Source organism: Streptosporangium sp. NPDC000509, assembly GCF_042898365.1.
Taxonomy (GTDB): Bacteria; Actinomycetota; Actinomycetes; order Streptosporangiales; family Streptosporangiaceae; genus Streptosporangium.
Map to the genome: position 1 here is coordinate 37,008 of NZ_JBIAYX010000018.1, position 26,801 is coordinate 63,808.

Genomic DNA, 26,801 nt, shown 5'->3' on the forward strand with positions numbered 1-26,801 from the left:
TGCCCTCGGTGATCCTGCGGCGGTGGGGCGTCAGGTGCCCTCGGTGAGCCTGCGGAGGCGGCGGGCGGCGCGGGAGAGCAGGGAGCGCTGCTGGGCCTGGCGCAGGGCGACGGCCTCCAGGCGGCGCTGCTCGGCCTTCTCCTTCCACCTGAGGGTGTCCCGGCTGCCCTTGGCGGCCTTGGAGCGCAACTCCTTCAGTTCGGCCTTGAGGGCGGCGACCTGCCGCTTGGCCCGCTCGGCCTCCTTCGCCCGCGACTCGGCCGCGGCCTTCCAGCGCGCGGCCTCCCTGTTGCGGTTGACGGCCCAGTAGGGGTAGGCCTGGGCCGCGGGCCGCAGCTTCCACGACTCCGCGTCCAGCCAGGTCGCCCCGTGCAGGTCGGCGATCACGTCGTCGAGCCGCTCGCCCTCGCGGGCCACGCGCATCGCCCTCGCGACGGCGGAGGTCCGCTCCAGGCGGGCGGCGAGGACCCCCGACTCGTCCTCGTCCAGCGCCACGAGCAGCAGGCCCTCGTCCTCCTTCTCCGCCCGCTCGATCAGCGTGGCCAGCGAGTCCGCCCCCGGCACCCATCCGGCGGGGCAGAGCAGGCGGAACGGTGCGGGCGCGGAGGTCGCGGGGACGTGCTCGGCGAAGGAGACGCGGCCGTCGTGGGCGTACTGGCCGCGCAGCAGCCGCAGGTCGAGCAGCGGGTCGTCCAGCGGGGCCGGGCGTTCGCCGGTGAGCGACCCCCACGGCCCGGTGAGGGTGACGCGCACGTCGGGCAGGGTGCTGGCCAGCGCCCCGTCGACGCTCGCCCTGACGTCCTCGAAGGAGGCGCCCTCGGCGTCCACCACGACGTCGACGTAGGGCACCAGCCACTGCCTGCCCGCGTCGGTGCGCAGGTGGCGCCGGTACGGGATCCGGTCGGCGATGAACGGGTCGTTGTGCCGCCTGACGTCCGCGGGCCTGCGCATCGCCGTCGTCGTACCCAGGTGCCAGCTCAGCGCCTCGGCGTCGGGGACGAACACCGCGCCCGTCTGGGTGAGCCGGTAACCCAGCTCGGTGTCCTCGCCGAGGGTGAGGGAGGTGTCCAGCCCTCCCGCCTCCCTCAGCAGGGCGGCGGGCAGCGAGACCGTCGCGCCCACGTGGACGCGGTGCAGGAGCGAGCTGGGCGCGTCGCGGAAGTCGCGGTGGGTGGCGACGAGCTCGCCGATCCAGTCGTGCCCGTGCTCGGGATCCTCCTCGAAGAGGGAGTCGGCCCTGTCCTTGGCGACGGCGATCTGGACCTCGGCCGGGGTGGGCGGGGTGCCGGCCATGGCGGTGAAGCGCAGTGTCCCCGTCACCACCAGGTAGCCGGCCAGATGGTGCCAGCGCATGTGCGCCTCGACGTGCTCCCGGTAGGAGACGATGTCGGCGTCCATCCGGTGGATCACCTCGCCGTCCGCGACGGCCACGCCGGTCTCCAGGGCCCAGGCGATGCCCCGGCGCCCCGAGGCGTTGCCGACGAGCCGGGTGTGTTCGGGGGCGATCTCGGGGAGCCGGAGCGGGGGCGCGCTGCCGTCGTCCACGACGATCACCTCAAGGAGGTGGGAGGGGTAGGTCTGGGCGGCGAGCGCGGCCAGCGTGAGGTCGAGCCTGTCCTGCCGTCCCCTCGCGGGGATCACCACGCTCACCGGCAGGCGCGGCTCCCACGTGCCGGGCGCGGGTGCGGGCAGCACCCCGTAGTCGTTGCCCGGAATCCGGGGCGTGGCGACGGCGTCGCCGGCGAGGGCCCGCGACGTGCCCGCAGCGCCTTCCGTGGCCGGAGCCGGGGACGGGGCCGGAGCTGGTGTCGATGTCGGTGTCGGGTACGGCGTGCCGGGGACACGCCGTGCGTCAGAGGGGGGCGGCGTGCTCACGGCGTCTCCGTGGAGAGTTCCATGAGCGCGCTGGGCCGGAAGCCGCGCCACTGGCGCTTGTTGCGCCGCAGGAACGTGCCGATCGGCTCGCGCCAGGTGTGGTTGGCGACGTTGCCGCGCCGCAGGATGTAACCCAGTCCCTGAGTGCGGTAGATCTGCCCGCCCGCGGCCTGCACGGCGTGCTGGAACTGGGCGTCGATCGTTCCCGGCAGGGGACGGAAGCCGCCCACGGCCTCGAATGCGGAGCGTTCGGAGAAGATGGTTCCTCCGGCGATGAAGTTCGTGATCTGCTCGGTGATCTGCTCGCGGTGGACGGTCACCCCGATCGAGGCGAGATAGACGAACTCGGGGACCATGCCCACGACCTGGGCTCCCGAGTAGGAGTGGGCGAGCAGCAGGTCGGAGATGAAGTCGGGCCCGTACCAGTCGTCGTCGTCCATCTTCAGCAGGAACGATCCCGACGCCCTCGCCGCAGCCTGGTTCAGCACGGTTCCGAACACGGTCTGCTGGTCGGCCTCGACCACGGTGATCGGCCGTTCGAAGGACGCGAGGGCCTCGGCGACGCCCGGATGCGTCGCGGGGACGCCGTGCAGGGCGAGGATCACCTCGAACGTGGCGCCGCGCTGCCTGGACAGTTGCCTCAGCGCGAAGCCCACCATCTCCGGGCGGCGGGTGACGAGCAGCACCGAGACCGTCGGCACGGGCGCCACGGGGGCGCCCAGCTGCTCCCATCGGGCGCGGACCCCGTGCAGGCGCAGCGCCTCGCGGCGCAACCGGATGCTGTGCTCCTCGCGCTCCAGGTCGTCCTTGAGCGCGGGCTCGTCGACCGAGGTGATCAGTCTGGCCAGCTCGGGGCCGAGGGCGCCCGCCCAGCGCGGCACGGTCTCACAGATCAGGGGAACCCCGGCCGCGGCCAGTCCGGTGACGACCCGCAGTGCGGCGGCAGGGCCGGTGTGGCTGTGCCGCCAGTCCACCCGTACGCCCCTGACCTGCCTGATCCGGCTGACGTCCACGTCCGTGACGCGGCCGGAGGCGTCGAAGGAGGTGAGCGTCCCGCCCCCGCAGGTGATCGTCCAGCGCCCGGACTCGGAGGACAGGTCGGCCGTGCCGAGGGTCGGCACGGTGACGAAGTTCATGGGGTTGACCGAGCGGCTGTCGACCGGGGGAATGGTCCAGGGCTCCGACAGGTCGCCGATGCCGTTCTCCAGGATCTTGCCGCCGCCGGGGCGACCGAGTCTCTCCCAGGTCATCAGCTCGGCGACCGGGCGGTCCACCGTGGTCTCGCCGGTGGGATCGGCGCCGGACCAGGGCGGCGGCTCCTCGCCGACCGCGCGCACGACCAGGTCGGCGCCGCGGGCGCCGAACCTGTCGGGAACGGGGCCGGTGAGGGGCGCGGGGGCCGCGTTCGGGTCGCCGGGGCGCCAGTGGGCCGCTCCCGGGCCCGCCAGCGCGCCGACGGGGCCGGCGACGGCGTCCATCCGGTGTCCGCCGAACGCCCGCGCGGTCGCGGCGAGCGTCCGCCCGGCGGGCACCGGTTTGGAGAAGCCCGCCTCGACCACCCAGGCGGGCTGTTTCGGCTGGTGGACGCGGAGCTCCACGAGCGCGCGCCAGCGGTGGGCCGGGGTCGGGGACAGCACCGGCGCGGTGTACCAGTGCGGCGTCTCCAGTACGGCGACGACGACCCGGGGGGCCATGGCGAGCAGCGACTGCAGGCTCGCGGCCCTGCGGACGTCGGTCGCGGTGCGGGCGAGCACCAGGATCTCCGCGGCGCCCTCCTCGGCGCGCGGGAGGCCGTCGAGGTCGCCGTCGAGGTCCATCGCCCCGTACGCCTCCAGCTCGCCGAGCGTCTCGAGGCCCGCGCAGTAGACGAGGACGCGTCGCTTGCCGGCGCGCTCCCTGGCGGCGCGGACCAGATCGATCAGAAGGGACATCAGCCGGTCTTCCCCCGCAGCCTGGCCGTTGAGATGATCTTTTTGAGTGGCCCGCGCCGCAGCTCGTCCTCCAGGCGCGCGTTCTTCGCCCGCAGCCGTTCGGTCTCGGCGCGGAGGCTCTTCACCTCGCTCCTCAGGCTCTCCGCCTCACGCTTCCGGCGCGCGGAGTCGGCCCGCCACCTCGCGGTGTCCCCGGCGACGGGCTCCGCCTCGCCCGCGGTCGTCACGCCGACCTCGGCGGCGCCCACCCAGAGTGAGCCGAACAGCTCGTGGACGACCCCGTCGATGTCACCGTCGATGTCACCGTCGGGATCACTGCCGAGGCTCCGGCGTCCGTCACCGCTCACCAGCGCGGCCCTGGCGAAGGCGGCGGTGCGTTCGAACCTGGCCGCCCTCACCCCGGAAGGCCCCTCGTCGAGTGCCACGCTCAGCAGCCCGTACTCCTCGCGTTCGGCGAGCTCGACCAGTTCGGCCAGGCTTTCCGCGCCGAGCGCCCATCCGGCGGGCAGGGTGAGCCTGAACGGCGCGGGAGCGGAGTCGGCGGGCGTCTCCTCGGTGAAGGAGACGCGTGGCTCGTGGGCGTACAGGTTGCGCACCAGGCGCAGGTCGAGCAGTGGCTCGTCGAGGGAGGGGCGGCGCCCGGTGGGGAGGTCCGTCCACGGCCCGACCACGGTGACGGCGACGTCGACGAGGGTGCCCGCGAGCGCGGAGTCCACGCTCGCCCGCACGTCCTCGTAGGAGGCGTCGCGGGCGTCGACGACGACGTGCACGTACGGCACCAGCCAGGTCCTGCGCGGGTGGGTGCGCAGCCATCGCAGGTCGGGAATGAGATCGGGCAGTACCGACCAGTTGTGCCGGTGCACCTCCTTCTCCCGGATCATGACCGTGGACGGTCCGAGATGCCAGCCGCGGGCCCGCGGGTCGGGGATGAAGACCGCGCCCGCCTGCGCGAGACGGAAGCCGAGATCGGTGTCCTCGGCCATGTTCAGGGTGGTGTTCACGCCGCCGACCGAGCGCAGCAGCGTCAGGGGGACCGAGGTGGTGGCGCCGGAGTGGAGCCGGTAGGCCCCGGTGCCCGCGTCCCGCAGCCACCGGGTCTCCTCCAGCACCCCGGCCCGCCACTCGTGCGGCGCGGACTCGTCGAACAGCTTCTCCGCGTCCCGGGCGTTCACGGCCGAGAAGACCTCGTCGGCCGAGGGCCCGATCCCGCCGGGGGTGAAGCGGACGTCGCCCATCACGACGGCGTAGGGGAGGAGATGGTGCCAGCGCATGTGCGCCTCGACGTGCTCGGTGTCGAGGATCATGTCGGAGTCGACCCAGTGCAGGATGTCGCCCGCGGCGGCGGTGGCGCCGGTCTGACGGGCCCAGCCCCGGCCCCAGCGGCCCTCGGGCACCCGGACGAGCCTGGTGTTGGCCGGGGTGATCTCGGGGACGCGCATCTGCGGGTCGCTGCCGTCGTCGACCACGACCACCTCCATGAGGTGCGCGGGGTAGGTCTGCGCGGCCAGCCCGGCGAGCGTGCGGTCCAGGGCCTCCTGGCAGTCGTGCGCGGGGATCACCACGCTCACCCTGAGCCGGGGCTCCCACGTGCCCAGGTCCGGCGGGAGCAGGGAGCCGTAGTCGTTGTGCCTCACCCCGGCGCGCGGGACGGCGGTCCGGTCGTCGCGGGGGTGGGCGGGAGAGGGAAGGGAAGCGGTGTCGGGGGTGGCGAAACCAGTCCCGGTCACGCCTTTCCCTCCACTTTCTCCCCCGCGCCCCGTGCGGTTCTCGCCTCCACCGCGGCCAGGCGCGGCAGCAGGTCGTGAACCATCTCCTCGATTTCCTGATGCCGGGGTACGGAGGCCAGCCGGTCCTCTCCCAGGGAGACCAGGATCGCCTGCAGATCCTCGTCGCGCTTGTGCTCGTGCTTCTTGAGCAACTCGACGATCTCGTCCAGTCGCCGGTCGAGCCGCTGGGTGGCCGCCTTGACCGTGGCGAGTTCCGTCTCGTAGCGCTTGACCCGGGCGTCGATCCGCTGGGCTTTTCCGTCGACCCTGCGTACGGTCGCGACCGCGAACACCTGGACGGCGAGCACCGTCGCGATCGCGCCGAGCACGATGGCCGCGGTGACCGAGATGATCTCGAAGCTCGCGAGCAGCGTCAGCGCGATCAGGAACACCGGGCCGAGTGTCGCCGCCAGAAGCGTCAGTTTTCGGGGTGTGGACATCCGCGCTTACCTTCCGTGCCGCTCTGTAATCTTTACCTGTCCTTGTCAGTGGTAAATGAGGTTATCGGCTCTTCAAGTGCAAATACGTCGACAAATAAGAAATTCGAAGGTTCCTGTGACCTGTGTGACAGCTGTGAGCCTTTAGCAGTGATCCTCAATGTCAAGTGGGAAGTGTGGTGAGAAGGGATCTTCCTGCCTCGCTATCCTTCGCTCGTGCCCGCGCAGCCGACCTCCCCCTCCCCGCCCCCTTCGGCCACTCCGACGGGCCTCCCGCGAGCGAGCGCCCACCGCGCCGGCGGCCCGGATCACCCGCCCCGGCACCCGGTCCCGAGGCCCCCTCGACACCGGCTCCCCTCCGTCGCCCCGAACCCGTGGCGCGGTCCTCGCCGGAGCCCGACCCCGGAAGCGCCATGACGGCACGGATCACCGGTAACGACTACCGGAGCCTCACGCCGGCCGCCCTGGGCTCCCTGGCACCCTCGCTCCGGGTCAGCGTCGTCGTTCCCGCCTACGGTGACCAGGAGAAACTCGACCTCGCGCTCGCCGGGCTGGCCACCCAGACCTACCCCGCGGCCCTGACCGAGGTGATCGTGGTCGACAACGGCAGCAGCCCGCCGTTGCGGCTGCCCGCGCTGTGTCCCGAGAACACCCGCCTGATCGTCTGCCCCGTCCCCGGCCGCGCCCACGCCAGGAACGCCGGGCTGTCGGCCGCCACCGGCGACGTGATCCACTGGCTCGACTCCGACGTCGTCCTGGACCGCAGGTCGGTCGAGGCGCACATGCGCTGGCACCACGCCGCCCCGTACCTCGTGGTCACCGGATACCTGCGCTTCACCCCGGCGGCGCTGCCGGCCCCCGAGGTGGTCGCCGCCGCCGACGACCTGGCCGAACTCTTCGAGCCCGCCGAGCCGCACGCCTGGCTGGTCGACCTCGTCGAGCGCACCGACGGCCTCACCGCCAACCCGCACCGCGCGTTCAGCATGCACGTCGGCGGCGCGACCTCGGTCAACGCCGCGCTGCTCGCCGCCGCCGGGCCGATGGACACCGACCTGATCCTCGGCCAGGACACCGAGATGGGCTACCGGCTCGCCCAGGCGGGCGCCGTCTTCGTCCCCGAGCCGCTGTCGCGCGCCTTTCACCTGGGCCCGACCATGCGCATGCGCGACAAGGCGCCGATCGACCGGGTCAGCCACGCCTTCGTGGCCGACCGGATCCCGTCCTACCGCTGGCTCCGTTCCCACCCGGCCAGACAGTGGAAGGTGCCGTACGTCGAGGTGGTCGTCGAGCCGGGCGGAACAGGAGGGCCCGGGAAGTACGCCTACGACGAGGTCCGCGCCACCGTCGACGCCGTGCTGGCGGGCACCGTGCCCGACGTCGCGGTCACCCTCACCGGGCCGTGGGACCGCGTCGGCGTCGAGGGGCGCGCCCCCCTGAGAGACCCCGACCTGGACCTGGTGCTGATCCGCGGCCACTACGCCCACGAACCCAGGGTCCGCTTCGCCGCCGAGACCGCCGAGACCTCCGAGACCTCCGAGACCTCCGAGGCTCCCCGTGACCGGCCGGGGTCCTCGCCGAGTCCCGCCCGGGCGGTTCCGTACCGTCTCCGGCTGCCCGCGGGGTGGGTGCCGGGCGAGGACACCCTGGCCCGCCTGCTCGACCTGGCCGTGGACGAGGGATACGGCCTGGTCTCGGTACTGCTGGCCGAGGAGGACGGCGGCGGCACCGACGGCACGGGTTCGGGGCGGGGGGTCGTCGCGGCGCGGCTGGAACGTGCCGCCGCGTTCGCGCGCGCCGCGATCGTGTCGAGGGAGGGGGAGGACCTCGACGACGCCGTGGACGACACCTTCGGCGTGATCTGGGTGGACGCCGAGACCTACGGGTTCGCGCCGGAGGCCCGTGCCCTCACCGGCCGCCGCAGCGCCTACCGGGTCAGGAGCGAGGCGGAGGCCGAGGTGGCGCGCCTCGCCAAAGAGGCGGAACGGCTCCGTGAACAGGTGGTCAAGTGGCGCGACGAGGCGGGTCGCTGGCGCAGGAGTACCGTCGAACTGCGCCGCGAGGTCGGCACCCTGCGCAAGGAGCTGGCGGCGGCCAGGAAGGTCGTCCAGTACGGGCTGCTGTCCTCCGTGAAACGGGTCATCACCCGCCGTCGCTGACGACATGACCGCATCTCGGCCGCCGCTCGCCTCCTGAACGCGGAGCTCCGTGTTCAGGAGACGCCCCGGGGGCCTGCGCCCGCGCTCAGCTCCTGAGCGCGGTGCGGAGCCTGCCGAGGAGGGAGCCACGCCCCTCCCGGCGACTTCCCTCCTGGTGCCGTTCCTGTCCGGGAGCCCGCTCCGCCACGGGTCTCGCGGGTTCCCGCCCCCGATCCGGGGCCGGACTCTCGGACGTGGCCGGAACCTGGGCGGGCGGAGGAGCGGGGATCGGGGAGGCGGGCCAGAACTCCGACCGGTCGCCGCGCCGTACGCCGTGGGTGGCCTCGATCGACGCGGCGACGTCGTCCGCGCCCAGCAGCCTCGCCCGGCCCAGCGCCTCGGTCCGCTCCAGCCTCGCCTCGCCGTCGTCGCCGAGATCGGCGACGAGCATGCCGGAACGGTCGTCCTGCATCACGCGGATCATCCGCTCCAGCGTCTCGCGTCCCAGCGGCACCGAGACCGGGCCCGTGTAGCGGAACGCGATCGGGGCGGGGGTCGCGGAGATCTCGTCGGCGAAGCGTATCCGCTCGTCGTGGGCGAAGTGCTCGCGCAGCAGCCGCAGGTCGAACAGGGGATCGTCCAGCACGGGGCGACGCTCCCCGGACAGTTTCGACCACGGGGCGACCAGGGTGACGATCACGTCGCCGAGCGACCCGTCGAGCGCCGCGCCCACCGCCTCGCGCACCTTCTCCCAGGGCCCGTCGGCGCGCAGCACCACCTCCACGTACGGGACCAGCCAGTGACGGCCCCGGTCCTTGCGCAGGTCGCGGCGGAGCGGCACCCGATGGGCCAGGTAGGGGGCGACGACCCGCACCGCCCGCTCCGGATCGCGCCGCTGGGCGGGAAGCCCCAGGTGGACGGCCTGGGCGGCCATGTCGGGGACGAAGACCACCCCGTGCGCGGCCAGCCGGTAGGCGAACTCGGTGTCCTCACCCCGTAGCACCCCGGGGTCGACCCCGCCCACGGCCTGGAAGATCTCGCGCCGCATCGACACCGTCGGCCCCGTGCACACGTGGTAGGGGTTGCGGCTGGCACGCAGGCCGTCGGTGCGGGAGATCGTCTGCTCGGTGGAGCTGGGCAGGGCGCCCGACAGGTCGAAGAGGGACGCGAGCGAGCCCGCGCGCACGCCCTCGTGGACCCGCGCGGCCGTGAGCGCCGGCTCCTCGACGAACTTCTTCGCACCGATCGTGACCAGGTAGCCGGCCAGGTGGTGCCAGCGGGCCAGAGCCTCGATGTGCTCGCGGCAGACGACCATGTCGGCGTCGAGGCGCTGGATGATCCGCCCCTCCGCGAGGGCGGCACCGGTGTTCACCGCGTGGGCGATCCCCCAGCCCGAGGAGCCGGTGGTCACGATCCTGGCGCCACTCGGAGTGATCTCCGGCAGCCGCAGCGGCGGGTCGCTGCCGTCGTCGACCACGATCACCTCCATGAGGTGATCGGGGTAGGTCTGCGCGGCCAGGGCGGCGAGGGCGAGGTCGAGCCTGTGCTGCCCGCCGTGGGCCGGAATGATCACGCTCACCGAAAGCTCCGGATCCCACGCGCCGAGCGCGGGCGGGTCCAGGGGTGAGTAGTCGTTGTGCCGGATCGGCGGCAGGTCCGCCGCCGTGCCGCCCGTCATGATGTGGCACCCCTTGTCTCGATTCCCCGTCTGTCAAGCCCTGTCAAGGCTCGCAGACCATATCGGCTGATCCTTAGAGTTCCCTGGAGAGACGCCTGGCTTGTCCATTTGGTGGACATCGCATCCCGGGGCCGAGCGCGTTGCCCGTAGACTCGTTTCCCAATACCGCAGGTAGCACGCGCACGGATCGGCCGTGCGCGGTGAGGAGCAATCATGACCAGGGCGTGGCGTGGCCTCATCGAGGAGTACCGTGACCGACTTCCGGTGACCACGGCGACGCCCGTTGTCACGCTTCTGGAGGGCGGCACCCCGCTCGTCCCGGCGAACCGGGTGTCGGCGCTGACCGGCTGCGAGGTCTATCTGAAGGTCGAGGGCCTCAACCCGACCGGAAGCTTCAAGGACCGTGGCATGACCATGGCGATCAGCAAGGCCGTCGAGGACGGGGCGAAGGCCGTCATCTGCGCCTCGACCGGCAACACCAGCGCCTCCGCCGCCGCCTACGCGGTCCGGGCGGGCCTGACCTGCGCGGTGCTGGTGCCCCGAGGCAAGATCGCGATGGGCAAGCTGGCCCAGGCGCTGGTCCACGGGGCGAGGCTGCTCCAGGTCGAGGGGTCCTTCGACGACTGTCTGGAGATGACCAGGAAGCTGTCGGAGAACTACCCGATCGCCCTGGTCAACTCGGTGAACCCGTTCCGGCTCCAGGGCCAGAAGACCGCCGCCTTCGAGATCGTCGACGCGCTCGGGGACGCCCCCGACATCCACTGCATCCCGGTCGGCAACGCGGGCAACATCTCGGCGTACTGGATGGGCTACACCGAGTACGCCGGGGACGGCGTCGCGACGAGGACGCCGCGGATGTTCGGCTTCCAGGCCAGCGGCGCCGCGCCGATCGTCAACGGCGCGCCGGTGACCCACCCGCACACGATCGCGACCGCGATCCGCATCGGCAACCCCGCCTCGTGGCAGCTCGCCGAGGCCGCCCGCGACGAGTCGGGCGGTGTGATCCAGTCCGTCACCGACCGTCAGATCGCCGCCGCGTACAAGCTGCTCGCCCAGGAGGAGGGCGTGTTCGTCGAGCTCGCCTCCGCCGCCAGCGTGGCGGGCCTCCTCCAGGCCCACGGGCAGGGCCTGGTCGAACCGGGACAGCGCATCGTGTGCACGGTGACCGGAAACGGCCTCAAGGACCCCGACTGGGCCATCTCGGGCGCCCCGACGCCGGTGACGATCCCGATCGACGCGCACGCGGCGGCCACCGCCCTCGAACTCGCCTAGCCGGACCTCAAGCTCGCCCAGTGAACATCACGTGAACCTCAGGAGAAGCGACGTGCCCCTCACGGCCCCCCGAGGACCCCGATGACCGGCGGCACGGCGAAGGTGACCGTCCACGTCCCCGCGACGTCGGCCAATCTGGGGCCCGGATTCGACACGCTGGGGCTCGCTCTCGACCTTCACGACGAGATCGAGGCGGAGCTGTTCGATCCCCAGGGCGGGCCGGACTCCCGAAGCGTCGACATCGTGGTCGAGGGCGAGGGGGCCGCGGAGCTCGACCTGGGCGAGGGGCACCTCATCGTCACCACGATGCGCGCGACCTTTGACGCGATGGGTCTCCCACGGCCGCGTGGCATCCGGCTGCGCTGTCTCAACCGGATCCCGCACGCCCGTGGCCTCGGCTCCTCGTCCGCGGCGATCTGCGCCGGAATCCTCGCCGCCCGCGCCCTCGCCGCCACCCCGTACGCGCGAGACGACCGTGTCGGGGATCGGTCGCCGGAGGGGCCGCCCGAGCTGACCGACGACGCCGTCTTCGCGCTGGCCACCGAGATCGAAGGGCATCCCGACAACGTGGCGCCGTGCCTGGCCGGCGGGTTCACCGTGGCGTGGACGGACGCCGGGGGCGTGCCGCACCTGGTGCGGCTGCCGCCCCACGAGGCCGTCAGGCCCGTGGTCCTCGTCCCCGCGCACCGGCTGTCCACCGAGGTCGCCCGCGGGCTGCTGCCCAAGGACGTCCCGCACGCCGACGCCGCCGCGAACGCGGGAAGGGCCGCGCTGCTGGTCGCGGCGCTGACCGCCAGACCCGAGCCCGAGTTGCTGCTCGCCGCCACGCAGGACCGTCTCCACCAGGATTACCGCGCACCCGCCATGCCGCGGACCGCCGATCTGGTGCGACGGCTGCGCGAGGCGGGGGTCGCCGCTGTCGTCTCGGGAGCGGGGCCCACGGTTCTTGCGTTTTCAACGGTGAATACGCAGGATTTGATCGCACCGGAAGTGGGTAATGACTGGCACATCCAGCCACTGGATGTCGAAACCAGAGGAGCCCGCGTTGTTTCTCTCGAGACACGCTGACACCTCTTCGACCCTCAGGGAATAGCTGTGTGCGCTGGTGATGTTAGGCTGATAGCCGCACCAGGTGCCCCGCGTTGGGTGCGTGCTTGTCAGCCACACATCGCTGTGCCATGTCTCACCTGGTGAGACATGGGCGCCGCAGTGGCCTCCCCGAATCCGTTGCCTCCGAATGCCCCGTATTTCGGTAGGGGCATTGAGAAGCGGCGTTTAGGGGGGCATGCGCGTTCGAACCACCTCGACATCTGGTTGCCGGTAGCAATCCGGGGGGTGTCCTCCAAGTCCCACCGTCGGCGATTCTCGATGGTGACGGCCTGGATCCGCCCTTCTCCGACAGTGGCGGCGGCTCTCGATGGGCCGTCGAGGATCGCAACGTGCAACCCGACCCGGTCTGTCCCACCGGGTCGATCGCACCACCGGGACGATTGGCTGATCATGGCCACGCCCGACCCCTGGGAAGGACCCATTAGTGAGCGACACCACCGAACTCCTCTCCGACGTCACCGGTACGGCGCCGGCGTCCGGCGACACCCCCACCCGCCCCGCGGCCAAGCCGCGCCGTCGCTCCGGCACCGGCCTTTCCGCCATGGTGCTGCCTGAGCTGCAGGCCATGGCCTCCGGGCTCGGCATCAGCGGGACCGGGCGGATGCGCAAGAGCCAGCTGATCGCGGCCATTCAGGAGAAGCAGGGCGTCTCCACCGAGAGCGCCCAGGCTCCCGCCGCCGTCAAGGAGACACCTGCCGTGGCCGCCCCCGCCGTCGTGGCCGAGCCGGTCGCCGAGCGTCCGGCGCGCACCCGCAGGGAACGGTCCCGTCCCGTCGTGGCCGCCGAGCCCGTCGTGGAGCAGGCGCCCTCCGCCCCCACCCCCGAGCCCGTGGCCGCCGTCGTCGCGCCCGAGCCCGTCGTGGAGCAGCAGACCATCGAGACCGCCCCGGCCGAGGGCCGTGGCGAGCGCGAGAGCCGTCGCGAGCGCGGCGAGCGCCGTGGCCGCAACAGCGAGCGCCGCGAGCGTGGCGAGCGTGGCGACACCCGCCCCGACAACCGGACCGACGGCCGCCCCGACCAGCGCGCCACCGACACCGGCCAGAGCCGTGGCGAGCGGACCAACGACCGTGGCGAGCGGGCCAACGACCGCGGAGACCGTCTCAACGACCGCGGTGAGCGGACCAACGACCGTGGCGATCGTGGTGACAGGGGCGAGCGAGGCGACCGTGGTGACAGGGGCCCGCAGAACCGAGGCCCGCAGGACCGCAACGACCAGCACGGCGTGGGCGACGACGACGACCGCCGTGGCCGCCGTGGCCGGTTCCGTGAGCGCAACCGCCGTGGCCGTGAGCGGTTCGACAGCAACGAGCCCGTGGTCGGCGACGACGACGTCCTCATCCCGATCGCCGGAATCCTCGACATCCTCGACAACTACGCGTTCGTGCGGACGAGCGGTTACCTGCCGGGCTCCAACGACGTCTACGTCTCGCTGGCCCAGATCCGTCGCAACGGCCTGCGCAAGGGTGACGTCGTCACCGGCGCCGTCCGCCAGCCCCGCGACGGCGAGCGCAGGGAGAAGTTCAACGCGCTCGTCCGCCTCGACACGGTCAACGGCATGGACCCGGAGCAGGCGCGGCAGCGGCCCGACTTCAACAAGCTCGTCCCCCTCTACCCGCAGGAGCGCCTGCGTCTGGAGACCGAGCCGAACATCCTGACCACCAGGATCATCGACATGGTGGCGCCGATCGGCAAGGGCCAGCGCGGTCTCATCGTCTCCCCGCCCAAGGCGGGCAAGACGATGGTGCTCCAGGCGATCGCCAACGCGATCACCCGCAACAACCCCGAGTGCCACCTCATGGTCGTCCTCGTCGACGAGCGTCCGGAAGAGGTCACCGACATGCAGCGGTCGGTGAAGGGCGAGGTGATCCACTCGACCTTCGACCGCCCCGCCGAGGACCACACCACGGTCGCCGAGCTGGCCATCGAGCGCGCCAAGCGCCTGGTGGAGCTCGGCCACGACGTGGTCGTGCTGCTCGACTCGATCACCCGTCTGGGCCGCGCCTACAACCTGGCGGCCCCGGCCTCCGGCCGCATCCTGTCCGGTGGTGTCGACTCCACCGCGCTCTACCCGCCGAAGCGTTTCTTCGGTGCCGCCCGCAACATCGAGAACGGCGGCTCGCTGACGATCCTCGCCACCGCGCTGGTCGAGACCGGCTCCAAGATGGACGAGGTCATCTTCGAGGAGTTCAAGGGCACCGGCAACCTGGAGCTCAAGCTCAACCGGCAGCTCGCCGACAAGCGGATCTTCCCCGCGGTGGACGTCGACGCGTCCGGCACCCGTAAGGAGGAGATCCTCATGGGTAAGGACGAGCTCCAGATCATCTGGAAGCTCCGCCGCGTGCTGCACGCCCTGGACATGCAGCAGGCCCTTGAGCTTCTCCTGGAGAAGATGAGGGAGACCAAGTCCAACGCGGAGTTCCTGCTCCAGGTGCAGAAGACGACGGTCAGCTCCGACCGCGACTGATCGTCCGCCGTACGTCGAACGCCCCGGCCCCTCCGGCCGGGGCGTTCACGTTTTCCAAAGCCCTTGTGTGACCCGGTACTTCGGGATATCCCTACTTCAGGACCCCTTTTCCCCGTGACTCTCGTGCCCGGGACGGTCGCGAGTGCGGACGGCACGCGAGGAGGGCGGGCGCGGGGAGACGCCGGGGGCAGCGGGAACGTCGGGGACGGCGGGGCACAGATGACGAGGGTGGGCATCGGGGGCAGAGGAGGCGCATGACGGCCGAGACGCTGGGAGGCACGACCCCGGTCAGGACGCCGCTCAGGTGGCGTGTCCCGCTCGGGCCGAACGGTCCCCTGGGCATGCTCGTCGACCCGATGACCTGGCGGGCCGTCCCCTACCTGCTGGTGAGCGTGTTCTACGGCCTCGCCTGCTTCGCGTTCCTCGCGTCCGTGATCCCGGCCTCCCTGGTGATGGTGCTCGTGTGGATCGGGCTGCCGCTGCTCGCCCTGACCATGCTCGCCTGGCGGGGCGCCGCGATGCTGGAGCGCCGGTTCCTGCGCCTGGCCTTCGGCGTCGACATCCCCAGCCCCTACCGGCCCTCCGAGGGCGACAACCTGTTCCTGCGCTGGAAGGACATGTTCGTCGACCCCGCGACCTGGAAGGACCTGCTCTACCTGTTGTTGCTGCTGCCGGTCGGGATCGCGGAGTTCACCGTCACGGCGGTCCTGTGGGTCCTCGGGCTGGGCCTGACGTTCGCGCCACTGCCCCTGCTGCTGGCCGGGCAGCCGATGACACCCATCGGCGGGCTGCCGATCGACAGCGGGCCGAGGGTGCTGCTGTGCGCGTTGATCGGGGCCTGCTTCCTCCTCGCCGCCCTGTACGCGACCCGGGGCATGGCCTGGCTGCACGTCCTGTTCGGCGTCGCCCTGCTGGGGACGAGTGAGAAGAACCGGCTGGCTGCCCGCGCCGCCCACCTGAGGGCCAGCAGGGCCCGCGGGGTGGACGCGGCGGAGGCCGAGCGGCGCCGGATCGAACGGGACCTGCACGACGGCGCCCAGCAGCGGCTGCTGTCCGTGGCGATGGACCTGGGCCGGGCCCAGGCCAAGCTGGACTCCGACCCCGACGCCGCGAGGGAGCTCCTCGCCCAGGCGCACCGGGGCACCAAGGCCGCCATCGCCGAGCTGCGTGACCTCGCCAGGGGCATCCACCCGGCGATCCTCACCGACAGGGGGCTGAGTGCGGCCCTGTCGTCGCTCGCCGCCCGCGCGCCCGTACGGGTGGACCTGTCGGTGGAGGTCTCCCACCGGCCGCCGCCCGCGGTGGAGAGCATCGCCTACTTCGTCGTGGCCGAGTGCCTGAGCAATCTCGCCAAGCACTCCGAGGCCACCGAGGCGTTCGTCCGGGTGAGCCGCGAGGGGCAGCGGGTGATCGTCGAGGTCTACGACAACGGGGTCGGCGCCGCCGTGCCGCGGCCGGGCAGCGGCCTCGCCGGGCTGGCGGACCGGGCCGCGACCATCGACGGCACCCTGAGCATCGACAGCCCGCTGGGCGGTCCCACGATGATCAGGGCGGAGTTGCCCTGCGAATGGTGAGAACGTGGGACCCATGCGGGTGGTGATCGCCGAGGACTCGGTGCTGTTGCGTGAGGGACTGGCGAGACTCCTGGCGGACGGGGGCATCGAGACCGTGGGGGTGGCGGGCGACGGTCCCGGGCTGGTGGCGGTGGTCGACGAGCACGACCCGGACCTCGCCGTCGTCGACGTGCGGATGCCGCCGACCCATACCGACGAAGGGCTGCGCGCCGCACTGGAGGCGAGGTCCAGGCGGCCGGGGCTGCCGATTCTCGTCCTGTCGCAGTACGTCGAGGAGCAGTACGCCACCGAACTCATCGGCGGCGGCGCCGCGGCGGTCGGCTACCTGCTCAAGGAGCGGATAGCCGACGTGGCCGAGTTCCTCGACGCCGTACGCCGGGTGGCGGCCGGTGGGACGGTCATCGACCCCGAGGTGATCGGACAGCTCCTGAGCCGCCAGCGCAGGGGCGATCCCCTGGAGTCCCTGACCGCGAGGGAGAGCGAGGTCCTGGCGTTGATGGCGGAGGGGCGCTCCAACACCGCGGTCGCCGGGCGGATGCTCGTCACCGAGGGGGCCGTGGAGAAGCACATCTCCAGCATCTTCTGCAAACTCGGGCTGGAGCCCGCCGCCGACGATCACCGCCGTGTCCTCGCCGTGCTGGCGTACCTCGGACGGTGACAGCCTGGAGCACCCGGTTTCCTCGCGGACGCCCGCCTGGCGCGGCCTCCGCGCGGATATCGCGACAGGCGTGGGCCGTGAGCGGCCTGAAGGGGCAGGTCACGGGGGCGGGGAATGTCTTGTGGCCTGGGATGGTTGGAGGATCTGGCACACTGGTAGCCGAACCGTAGCGGTTCCGGTTCCCGCCCGCGCGCACCTCGGTGTGCTCAGCGCGCAAGCCCCACAGGCGAGAGACAGTGGCGACCCGGCGACCGCGTTTTGGAGAGGAAAAGGCAACATGAAGCCCGACATCCACCCGGAGTACCACGCCACGCAGGTGACCTGCACCTGTGGTAACTCCTTCACCACCCGCAGCACCGCCAAGAACGGCGTGATCCACGCCGACGTGTGCTCCGCCTGCCACCCCTTCTACACGGGCAAGCAGAAGATCCTGGACACCGGCGGCCGGGTGGCGCGCTTCGAGAAGCGCTTCGGCAAGAAGCCCGCGGGCCAGTAGCTCTCATCTCGGCGCCGGCTCGGATAACCCCCTTCGCGGGGTGCCCGGGTCGGCGTTCGTGGTGATGAGGCAGGCTGACAAGGGCTTTCAAGGAAGGACGCACGGTGAATCTCGACGAGCTGCTCAGTGAGTACGCCGAGCTGGAACTCAAGCTCGCCGACCCCTCCGTGCACGCCGACCAGAAGCAGGCGCGCACCTTCGGCAGGCGCTACGCCGAGCTGACCCCGATCATCGCCACCTACCGTGAGCTTGAGGGCGTCCAGTCCGACCTCGGCACGGCGAGGGAGCTCGCCTCGGAGGACGAGGGGTTCGCCGAGGAGGCGAAGGAGCTGGAGGCCCGGATTCCCGAGCTGGAGGAGAAGCTCAGGCACCTGCTCGTCCCGCGCGATCCCAACGATGACAAGGACATCATCATGGAGATCAAGGCGGGCGAGGGTGGCGAGGAGTCCGCCCTGTTCGCCGGAGACCTCCTGCGGATGTATCTGCGGTACGCCGAGCGGATCGGCTGGAAGACCGAGCTGATCGACGCCACCCACTCCGACCTCGGCGGTTACAAGGACGTCACGATCGCCCTGAAGGCGAGGGGCGACGAGGGCGTCTGGTCGAGGCTCAAGTTCGAGGGCGGCGTGCACCGCGTCCAGCGGGTCCCGGTCACCGAGTCGCAGGGGCGCATCCACACCAGCGCCGCCGGCGTGCTCGTCTACCCGGAGGCCGAGGATGTCGACGTCCAGATCGACCCGAACGATCTCCGTATCGACGTCTACCGCTCCAGCGGACCCGGTGGGCAGAGTGTCAACACCACCGACTCGGCCGTGCGGATCACCCACGTGCCGACGGGTGTCGTCGCCTCCTGCCAGAACGAGAAGAGCCAGCTTCAGAACAAGGAGTCGGCGATGCGCATCCTGCGGGCACGTCTGCAGGCGATCGCCGAGGAGGAGGCGAACGCCGCCGCCATGGCCGAGCGCAAGTCCCAGATCCGCACGGTCGACCGCTCCGAGCGCATCCGCACCTACAACTTCCCCGAGAACCGCATCTCCGATCATCGCGTCGGTTTCAAGGCCTACAACCTCGACCAGGTGCTCGACGGGGATCTCACGGCCGTCATCCAGTCCCTGCTCGACGCCGAGATGGCGGAGAAGCTCGCCGCCCATTCATAGAACGCGCCCATGACCTTTCTGCTGGACGAGATCGCCCTCGCCACCGCCCGGCTCGCCGAGGCAGGTGTGCCGTCGCCGCGCACCGACGCCGAGGAGATCGCCGCGTGTGTGCACGGCGTACGCCGCAGCGAGCTGCACATGGTGAAGGACTCCGACTTCGACGCCCTGTTCTGGGAGGGCGTCGCCCGCAGGGAGTCCCGCGAGCCGCTCCAGCACATCACCGGGCGGGCCTACTTCCGCTACCTGTCCCTGGAGGTCGGGCCAGGCGTGTTCGTGCCGCGCCCGGAGACCGAGGTCGTGGTGGGCTGGGCGATCGATCGGCTGCGGGAGATGGACGTCGCCTCGCCCGTGGTCGTGGATCTCGGCACCGGTTCGGCCGCGATCGCGCTGTCCATCGCCCAGGAGGTCGCGCTCGCCACCGTGCATGCGGTCGAGGTCGATCCCGGCGCCTACACCTGGGCGAAACGCAACATCATCGAACACGGCCAAGGCCGTGTCCACCTGCACCCCGAGGACCTGGCCGACGCCCTCTCGGAGCTGAACGGCCAGGTGGACCTGGTGATCTCCAATCCGCCCTACATCCCGCCGGGCGCGATCCCCCGTGACCCCGAGGTTCGCGACTACGACCCGCACCGCGCGCTGTACGGATCGGGCAGCGACGGCCTCGACGAGGTCAGGGCGGTGGAGCGGACCGCGAGGCGGCTGCTGCGCCCCGGCGGGTTCGTCGCCGTGGAACACGCCGACCAGCAGGGCACTCCGGTCTATCTGATCTTCTCTGAGGAGAACGGCTGGCGCGACGTTCGCAGCCGCCAGGACCTGACTCGCAGGGACCGCTTCGTCACCGCTCGATTCGGCCAGGAATAGGATGCACGCCGTGAGCCGACGTTTTGACTGTATGGATGCCACCCAGCGAGCCACGGGCCTACTCGAGGCCGCGTCCGCCCTCCAGCGGGGGGAGCTCGTGGTGCTCCCGACCGACACCGTCTACGGTGTCGGCGCCGACGCCTTCACGCCCGCCGCGGTCACCGCCCTGCTTGACGCGAAGGGACGCGGCCGTGACATGCCGGTTCCCGTGCTGGTCGGGACCGTCCGGGCCGCGAACGCCCTGGTGGAGAACCTCGGTCCGTACGGCCAGGATCTCATCGACTCCTTCTGGCCGGGGCCGCTCACGCTGATCTGCCGGGCGAACCGGTCGCTGTCGTGGGATCTCGGCGACGCCAAGGGCACCGTCGCGATCCGGATGCCGCTGCACGCGGTCGCCCTCGACCTGCTCAAGGAGACCGGCCCGCTCGCCGTCTCCAGCGCCAACCGCTCGGGGGCCCCCGCGGCGACCACCGCCGCCGACGCGGAGAAGCAGCTCGGCGACTCGGTGTCGGTCTATCTCGACGCCGGGCCGTGCGAGAGCGACATCCCCTCGACGATCCTCGATCTGACCACGGCGGTGCCCAGGCTCCTGCGGCGTGGGGCGATCAGCGTGGAGAAGCTGCGCGGCGTGATCGGCTACGTCGCCACGGACGCGGGCCCGGAGCCCGGCGACTGACGGTGAGGGCGGTGTGAGGACACGGGCGAGCGCCTCCACGGGGGCGCCCCGATGTCTGAGCGCGCGTCTCCGGCATATGCCGTGATCCATGCCATCTGATTATCACCGTGACGCCGGGCTGTCTCCCCGGTACCTTGAAGTGGGCCGACACTTCCTGGGAGACGTCCATGGGCAAGTTCGAAGGAATGGACCCCAAGCTGGTCCGCGATCTGTTGTCCGAGGTTCAGCGGGCGGCCGAGCGGATGCGGGACGTCGAAGGCAAGGTCTCGCAGATGATGAGCGGGGCGGGCCTGTCCTCTCAGTCGACCCACAGACCCGTCCAGATCGCCGACGCGTGCGACGTGATGGTCCGCGACGTCTCCGCCCGCGTGGCGCTGCTGGAGAAGAGGGTCAGCCAGAACGGGACGGCGCCCCCCACCGAGCCGAAGGCCGGGGACACGAAGCCCGAGGCGGGTTCCCAGGGCGAGGGCGCGAAGCCGGAGACGGACGCCCAGAACGGTGCCAAGCCCGAGTCGGGCTCTCAGAACGGCGCCAAGCCGGAGAGCGGTTCTCAGAACGGGGCCAAGCCCGAGACCCCGAAGGCGGACGAGCTCAAGCCGGCCGTCGGGACGGACGACAAGCCCCGCGTCGGCGACCAGTCGGCGGAGGCCACCCAGCGCGACGATCCCAAAGACTCCTCCAAAGACGACAGCAAGCCTGACTCCAAGCACGAGTCCAAGCCCGACGGCAAGCACGACTCCCCGAAGGCCGACTCCCCGAAGGCCGACGAGGCCAAGCCGGAGGCCGGTTCGAAGAGCGACGAGACCTCCCCGCGGGATGAGCGGGATGATCGGAAGGAGACGCGGAAACCCGAGGCGTCCGGGGCCGACGACCGGAAACCGGAAACGGGGTCGAAGGCCGACGAGACCTCTCCGCGCGAAGGAGAGAAGGCCAAGGAGGAGCGGGAGGGGGAGAAGTCCAAGGAGGAGCGGGAGAAGCCCAAGGAGACCGCGAAACCGACTGAGACCGCGCCGCGCGAGACCTCCAGGCCCGATCCCACACCTGAGCCGCCCAAGGCGGAGCAGCCGCGTCCTGAGCCTCCCCGGCCCGATCCGACGCCTGAGCCGCCCAAGGCCGAGGAGCCCCGTCCCGAACCTCCCAAGGCGGAGGAACCCCGTCCCGAGCCTCCGAAGGCCGAGGAGCCCCGTCCTGAGCCTCCCCGCCCGGACCCCGTGCCGGAGGCCCCGAGGGACGATGCCGTGCCTCCGTCGGAGGTGTACAACCCGGACTCCCAGTCCGTACCGGACGTGCCGAGGGGCGAGGACACCCGGCCGGAGGCCCCCGCGCCGGGTCGCGTCCCCGAGATGCCGAACGTCGAGGGCGCGCCCACGCCGGGTGCCCCGAACGCCGAGGGCGCGGAGGTGCCCAGGCAGGATTCCGCGCCCGCGCCGGACGTCCCCAGAACCGAGGGGACGCATCCCGAGACGCCGAGGGTCGAGGATCTGAAGCCCGCGGTTCCCGGACCGGGGGAGAACCCGCAGGGGGGAGGGCAGCCCGTCGACACCGCGCCGCGCGAGACGCCCGACCTCCCGCGTACGCCCGGGGCTCCCAACCCGGACACCGCCCCCGCGCCCGGGGCGCCGCAGGGGGACTCCACGCCCACGCCGGAGCCGCCCAGGGCCGACGACGGGGGGAGGGAGGTCATCAACTCGGGCGACACGACGCCGCGCGGGCAGGATTCGACCGGCACCGTGCCGGTGAACGATTCCGACGCGAAGGGCGACACGGGGTCCAAGGGTGATGAGACGACGCCGCGTGGGGATTCCACGGGGAACGCGCCCGACGCCAAGGGCGATGAGACGACGCCGCGCGGGCAGGATTCGACCGGCACCGTGCCGGTGAACGATTCCGACGCCAAGGGCGACACGGGGTCCAAGGGTGATGAGACGACGCCGCGTGGGGATTCCACGGGGAACGCGCCCGTGAACGATTCCGACGCCAAGAGTGACACCGGCTCCAAGGGCGACGAGCGCTCGCCCAGAGACGGGGGAGGGTCGTCCGGCGACACCGTTCTCGACACCCCGAGGAAGGATCACCCCGACGACATCGACCAGAGCGGCGATTCCAGGGCGAAGGTCGTGGAGGTCGACGGGGTGAAGGTGCTCCAGATCCCGCTCGACGCGCCCACGGCGGCCGAGGTCGACGAGCTGCTGAAGAACATCGAGGACATCCCGCCGCTGGAGATGCCGGGTGTCGACAACGTCTCCGTCACCGGGGGGCAGCCCGGCTGGGTTGAGCCGCACCAACCGCTCGATTCCGCCAAGCCCGCGTACCCGCTCCTCGACACGGCGGGCCCGACCACGGACCAGACCGTCCAGCCGCCGGGCACCGGTGGCGACGCGACTCCCCAGTCCACGGGTACGACCTCGGGCGATCCCGCCCCGAGGCCCGCCGATGTGACGCAGGGAGACTCCCCTTCCCGGTCCACCGGTGAGGCCGCGCTCCGGCCCGTCGGGACGGCTTCGGGCGAGCCCGCGATCCAGACGGCGAATACGACCTCGGGCGAGGCCGCCGCGCGGCCGGACGGGATGCGGGTGCCGGCCGTCGGTGACGCGGTTTCCGCTGTGGCGCAGGATGCGGCAGGGGTTTCCGGACAGGCGGGAGCGGCTCCCGAGGGTGTGTCCGCGCAACCGGCCGTACAGCCGGACGCGCAGCCGCCCGTGCGACCGGACACGCAACCGGTCGCACAGCAGGACGGGGGTTCGGTCGCCCGGTGGGCGAACGACGGCAGCGACGTCGTCACCGCGGAGGCGGGTCCGCTCGACCTCGACGCGCTCAGGACGCTCGCCGACAACGCCCGCGAGATCGAACCGCTGGAGATGCCCGGCGTGAGCGTGCCCGACGGGGAGACCTGGGGCGAGGGCGCCTGGGTGCCCATGGACATCCTGCCCGACGGTCCTGCGGGCGATGTGGAAGCGGGAGATCCGCTGCGGCCTGTCCCGCCTCCGGGGGACGGCCGGTGACCGTCGCGAAGGCGGCACCGAGGCGGCGAGCGGGTGGGTGAGAGGCGCCTGGGAAGCGAAGGGCGGCAGGCGGTGAGTGTGCCGGCGGTTCGTCCTCGTCCTTGAGCGTGGTCGGCGAGTGAAGAGGGTCAGTGAGCAGGAGGCAGGGAGCGTGTCAGCGAGGGTGAGGAGCCTGTGATGTTCGTGGATCCACCCGCACCGCAGCCGATGCAGCCGGGGGAGACCCCTCCGGCCTCGGCCAGCACCGGTCTGCCGTCCCCGGACGCGGCCACGTCGTGGGAGTTCAACCCCGACTACCAGCGGCTGGTCATGATGTGGAGGCAGGTGCTCCCCGTGCTCGACACGCTGACCTCCAGCCTGGACAAGGCCTACCAGCTCGCCAGGAGCAGCGACGTCTGGGACGCGCCCGTCTCCGGCCGCTACGTCGAGGACATGACGGAGTGGCGCACCCGCCTTGGCCTCTACCGGCAGGCGGTCCTGACGTCGATCAGCGACCAGGCGGCCGACACGCCGAGGTGGGTGCCGGTCAGATCCGGAGCCCCGCACGCGTTCTCGTGAGGCGGCCCCGCCGGGGTGCCGAACCCTCCGGAAACGCGGTCTCGTGGGACGGTTCTCCGGGCGGCGTCGCGTCTGCCTGACGGGTGTTCGTGAGGCGGCCCCGTCGAGGGTGTCGATCTTCCGGGAAACGCGGTCTCGTGGGACGGTTCTCCGGGTGACGTCGCGTCTGCCTGACGGGTGTTCCTGCGATGCGGTCTCTGCGATGAGGGCGCTCCCTCGCGACACGCCTTCCGGGGCGGCACGTCCTTGACCTGGGACAACCGGGGCGGGCGGGCTTACAGTGGGGGTGAGTCGTCGTCTTCGGGGTGTGAGCCATGGGCGCAGAACCGTACTACGGGCCGGATTTCGGTCTCCTGCAGCGCGAGGACCCGGAGATCGCGAGTGTGCTCCTCGACGAGCTCGACCGGCTCCGTGGCGGCGTCCAGCTGATCGCGAGCGAGAACTTCACCTCACCCGCCGTGCTCGCCGCGCTCGGCTCGACGCTCACCAACAAGTACGCCGAGGGTTATCCCGGCAGGCGTTACTACGCCGGGTGCGAGGTCGTCGACCGGGCCGAGCGGCTCGCGATCGACCGCGCCAAGCTGCTGTTCGGCGCCGAGCACGTCAACGTGCAGCCCCACTCCGGCGCCTCGGCGAACCTGGCCGCCTACGCGGCCCTGCTCCAGCCCGGCGACACCATGCTCGCGATGGAGCTGTCGCACGGCGGCCACCTCACCCACGGCTCCAAGGTCAACTTCTCGGGGCGCTGGTTCGACGTCGTGGCGTACGGCGTGCGCAGGGACACCGAGCTGATCGACTACGACGAGGTGAGGGAGCTGGCGCTTCGGCACCAGCCCAAGATGATCATCTGTGGCGCCACCGCCTATCCGCGTGAGATCGACTTCGCCGCTTTCCGCGGGATCGCGGACGAGGTGGGCGCCTGGCTGCTCGCCGACGTCGCGCACACCGTCGGCCTGATGGCCGGACTGGCCCTGCCGTCCGCCGTGCCGTACGCGGACGTGGTGACCTTCACCACGCACAAGGCGCTGCGCGGTCCGAGAGGCGGCGGGATCATGTGCACGGGGGAGCTGGGACCCAGGATCGATCGCGCGGTCTTCCCGTTCGTGCAGGGGGGCCCGCTCATGCACGCGGTGGCGGCCAAGGCGGTCGCGTTCGGCGAGGCGCTGCGGCCGGAGTTCGCACAGTACGCGCGACAGGTGGTGGCGAACGCCCAGGTGCTGGCCGAGGCGCTCGCCGCCGAGGGTATGCGGCCGGTCTCCGGGGGCACCGACAGCCATCTGGCGCTGATCGATCTGCGCGATGTCGGGATCTCCGGAGCGGTGGCCGAGCAGCGGTGCCAGGCGGCCGGGATCACGCTGAACCGCAACGCGATCCCCTACGATCCCGAGCCGCCCACGGTGACCTCGGGGATCCGGGTCGGCACCCCCTGTGTCACGACTCAGGGAATGGGCCCCGAGGAGATGAAGGAAGTGGCCTCGATGGTCGCGCAGGCCATCCGAGATCCGGACGCGACGGGGGAGATACGGGAGCGCGTCGAGGTGTTGACGAGGGCTCATCAGATATATCCCAGCGAACTATGAGCTGTTCTGTGTCGTTTTCCGGTCACAGGTGGCCGGACTATCCGCGAAACTGGTTCCGTGCGCGAATACCTACTCATGGCGCTCGTCGCGGCCGCGGTGACGTACCTGCTGGTTCCCCTGATCCGCGTTTTCGCCGTTCGGATCGGCGCCATGCCCGAGGTTCGCAGCCGTGACGTGCACACCACGCCGACCCCCAGGCTCGGTGGCCTGGCGATGTACGGTGGCCTGGTCGCCGGTCTGCTGATCGCCGGAGAGCTGCCCTACGCCGGGGGCAAGCTGGCGGCCGAGGGCCAGGGCAAGACCGTGATCGCGCTGATCGCCGCGGGTGGCCTGATCACGCTGACCGGCTTCCTGGACGACTGGCTGGGCATGGACGCGCTGGTCAAGCTCGCCGGGCAGATCGGCGCCGCGGGGGTGCTCGTCACCTTCGGTGTCAGCCTGCCGTGGCTCCCGCTGCCCACCGCGCTGGGCGGGCAGACCATCCTGGACTCGACGCTGAGCCCGCTGATCACGATCCTGATCGTGGTCGTCATGATCAACGCGGTCAACTTCGTCGACGGGCTCGACGGGCTCGCCGCGGGGATCGTCGGCATCGCCGCGATGGCCACGTGGACGTACTCGGTGGCCCTGTCGAAGGACTACGGCAACACCAGCATCAACGCGACGGCGGTCATCGCCTCGGTGCTCATCGGGATCTGCCTCGGCTTCCTGCCGCACAACTTCCACCCGGCGAAGATCTTCATGGGCGACACGGGGGCGATGCTGATCGGCCTGGTCCTCGCCTCCACGATGATCCTGGTCACGCCGCTCGACTCCAGCAGCATCAACCGTTTCCCCGTCATCCTTCCCCTGCTCGTGCCGGTCGCGATCCTGGTGCTCCCGCTGTTGGACCTGATCATGGCGGTGATCCGGCGCACGTCCAACGGCCTGTCGCCGTTCTCACCCGACCGGGGGCATCTGCACCATCGGCTGCTGGACATCGGCCACTCGCACCGCCGCAGCGTCATGATCATGTACGCGTGGACCTTCCTTTTCGCCTTCGCGGTCGTGGCGCTGTCCATCGAGGGCGTCCCGCTCATCCTGTTCCCGCTCACCGTGCTGCTCGCGATCGGTGTGCTGGTGATGATGGCGCTGCCCCGCTGGCGCGCCCGCCGCGACCTCGGCGGGGCCGAGGGCGAGGCCGAGGGGGGGAGCGAGGGGCGTGGTGGGCCGGATCCTGCCTATCCCACGGGTCCCGCGGGTCCGGCGGAGGGGCCGGGGCGGCACGCGCGTCCCGGCGGGCAGCCGCACCGAGGCAGGCCCCATCCGTATCCCTCGGAGGCGTCGGGACCCCGTCCGGCCGCCGCCGGCGACGACACGGCGACGCTCTCGGCGCTGCCCGACCTGTCGCTCAGCGCTCCCCGTCAGGGTTTCTCGAACTCTGAGACGCCGCTTTGAGCCGTTTTCGGCAGCACCTTGATCGTTTACTTGAAACAGCAGGTAAAGGCGGCCTTCCGAGAGCTTGTGATAGCTTTCACTAACGGGTCCGGGGGTCAGCCGGATCTGCGACGTAGCAATCGCTCGCTTGA

Annotated in this window: 19 protein-coding genes; 14 read left to right on the forward strand and 5 right to left on the reverse strand. The window is 71.4% G+C overall.

What is annotated here, in order from left to right; translation table 11 throughout:
- Positions 1-30: 30 nt before the first annotated feature.
- Genes ACFY3D_RS29905 through ACFY3D_RS29920 form a run of 4 tightly spaced genes read right to left on the reverse strand, consistent with a single transcriptional unit; the run spans position 31 to position 6,012 of the window.
- On the reverse strand, positions 31-1,875 hold the full coding sequence (locus ACFY3D_RS29905) for a glycosyltransferase (RefSeq protein WP_389985388.1): 1,845 nt from the start codon (positions 1,873-1,875) through the stop codon (positions 31-33).
- Positions 1,872-3,806 (reverse strand): glycosyltransferase, encoded by a 1,935-nt coding sequence (locus ACFY3D_RS29910; protein WP_389985391.1) that lies wholly within the window; start codon positions 3,804-3,806, stop codon positions 1,872-1,874. The genes ACFY3D_RS29905 and ACFY3D_RS29910 overlap by 4 nt, the downstream gene beginning before the upstream one ends.
- Positions 3,806-5,533, reverse strand: coding sequence for a glycosyltransferase (locus ACFY3D_RS29915; RefSeq protein WP_389985394.1), 1,728 nt, complete (start codon positions 5,531-5,533; stop codon positions 3,806-3,808). The genes ACFY3D_RS29910 and ACFY3D_RS29915 overlap by 1 nt, the downstream gene beginning before the upstream one ends.
- Complete coding sequence (locus ACFY3D_RS29920; RefSeq protein WP_389985396.1) at positions 5,530-6,012, reverse strand: hypothetical protein; 483 nt, start codon at positions 6,010-6,012, stop codon at positions 5,530-5,532. The genes ACFY3D_RS29915 and ACFY3D_RS29920 overlap by 4 nt, the downstream gene beginning before the upstream one ends.
- Before the next feature lie 410 nt (positions 6,013-6,422).
- On the opposite strand from ACFY3D_RS29920, the gene ACFY3D_RS29925 reads away from it, so the two are divergent.
- A complete protein-coding gene (locus tag ACFY3D_RS29925) occupies positions 6,423-8,165 on the forward strand; it encodes a glycosyltransferase (protein ID WP_389985399.1) in 1,743 nt (580 codons plus the stop codon).
- 85 nt (positions 8,166-8,250) lie between these two features.
- Here ACFY3D_RS29925 and ACFY3D_RS29930 read toward each other — a convergent pair whose 3' ends face one another.
- Positions 8,251-9,822 (reverse strand): glycosyltransferase, encoded by a 1,572-nt coding sequence (locus tag ACFY3D_RS29930; protein WP_389985402.1) that lies wholly within the window; start codon positions 9,820-9,822, stop codon positions 8,251-8,253.
- Between the two features lie 213 nt (positions 9,823-10,035).
- On the opposite strand from ACFY3D_RS29930, the gene thrC reads away from it, so the two are divergent.
- From thrC to ACFY3D_RS29995, 13 genes are all read left to right on the forward strand, one after another.
- Positions 10,036-11,094 carry a threonine synthase gene (thrC, locus tag ACFY3D_RS29935; protein ID WP_350948550.1) on the forward strand — a complete coding sequence of 353 codons (1,059 nt, stop codon included), beginning with the start codon at positions 10,036-10,038 and terminating at the stop codon, positions 11,092-11,094.
- 81 nt (positions 11,095-11,175) lie between these two features.
- On the forward strand, positions 11,176-12,162 hold the full coding sequence (locus tag ACFY3D_RS29940; RefSeq protein ID WP_389985405.1) for a homoserine kinase: 987 nt from the start codon (positions 11,176-11,178) through the stop codon (positions 12,160-12,162).
- Between the two features lie 466 nt (positions 12,163-12,628).
- A complete protein-coding gene (gene rho / locus ACFY3D_RS29945) occupies positions 12,629-14,668 on the forward strand; it encodes a transcription termination factor Rho (protein ID WP_389985408.1) in 2,040 nt (679 codons plus the stop codon).
- Between the two features lie 254 nt (positions 14,669-14,922).
- Positions 14,923-16,242, forward strand: a complete 1,320-nt coding sequence (locus tag ACFY3D_RS29950) for a sensor histidine kinase (RefSeq protein WP_389985411.1) — start codon at positions 14,923-14,925, stop codon at positions 16,240-16,242.
- Positions 16,243-16,255: 13 nt separating this feature from the next.
- Positions 16,256-16,900, forward strand: coding sequence for a response regulator transcription factor (locus ACFY3D_RS29955; RefSeq protein ID WP_350948603.1), 645 nt, complete (start codon positions 16,256-16,258; stop codon positions 16,898-16,900).
- A gap of 277 nt (positions 16,901-17,177) precedes the next feature.
- Positions 17,178-17,396, forward strand: coding sequence for a 50S ribosomal protein L31 (rpmE, locus tag ACFY3D_RS29960; RefSeq protein ID WP_350948554.1), 219 nt, complete (start codon positions 17,178-17,180; stop codon positions 17,394-17,396).
- 104 nt (positions 17,397-17,500) lie between these two features.
- Positions 17,501-18,553, forward strand: a complete 1,053-nt coding sequence (prfA, locus tag ACFY3D_RS29965; protein WP_350948555.1) for a peptide chain release factor 1 — start codon at positions 17,501-17,503, stop codon at positions 18,551-18,553.
- Positions 18,554-18,562: 9 nt separating this feature from the next.
- Entirely contained in the window at positions 18,563-19,417 is an 855-nt protein-coding gene (gene prmC / locus ACFY3D_RS29970) for a peptide chain release factor N(5)-glutamine methyltransferase (protein ID WP_350948556.1), read from the forward strand.
- A gap of 31 nt (positions 19,418-19,448) precedes the next feature.
- Positions 19,449-20,093, forward strand: a complete 645-nt coding sequence (locus ACFY3D_RS29975) for an L-threonylcarbamoyladenylate synthase (protein ID WP_389985414.1) — start codon at positions 19,449-19,451, stop codon at positions 20,091-20,093.
- Positions 20,094-20,260: 167 nt separating this feature from the next.
- Positions 20,261-23,095, forward strand: a complete 2,835-nt coding sequence (locus ACFY3D_RS29980) for a hypothetical protein (RefSeq protein WP_389985418.1) — start codon at positions 20,261-20,263, stop codon at positions 23,093-23,095.
- Between the two features lie 177 nt (positions 23,096-23,272).
- Entirely contained in the window at positions 23,273-23,653 is a 381-nt protein-coding gene (locus ACFY3D_RS29985; RefSeq protein ID WP_350948559.1) for a hypothetical protein, read from the forward strand.
- Positions 23,654-23,967: 314 nt separating this feature from the next.
- Positions 23,968-25,233: a serine hydroxymethyltransferase gene (glyA, locus tag ACFY3D_RS29990; RefSeq protein WP_362897506.1), complete on the forward strand. Its 1,266-nt coding sequence runs from the start codon at positions 23,968-23,970 to the stop codon at positions 25,231-25,233.
- A 57-nt stretch (positions 25,234-25,290) separates the two neighbouring features.
- Complete coding sequence (locus tag ACFY3D_RS29995) at positions 25,291-26,670, forward strand: glycosyltransferase family 4 protein (protein ID WP_389985421.1); 1,380 nt, start codon at positions 25,291-25,293, stop codon at positions 26,668-26,670.
- Positions 26,671-26,801: the final 131 nt, after the last annotated feature.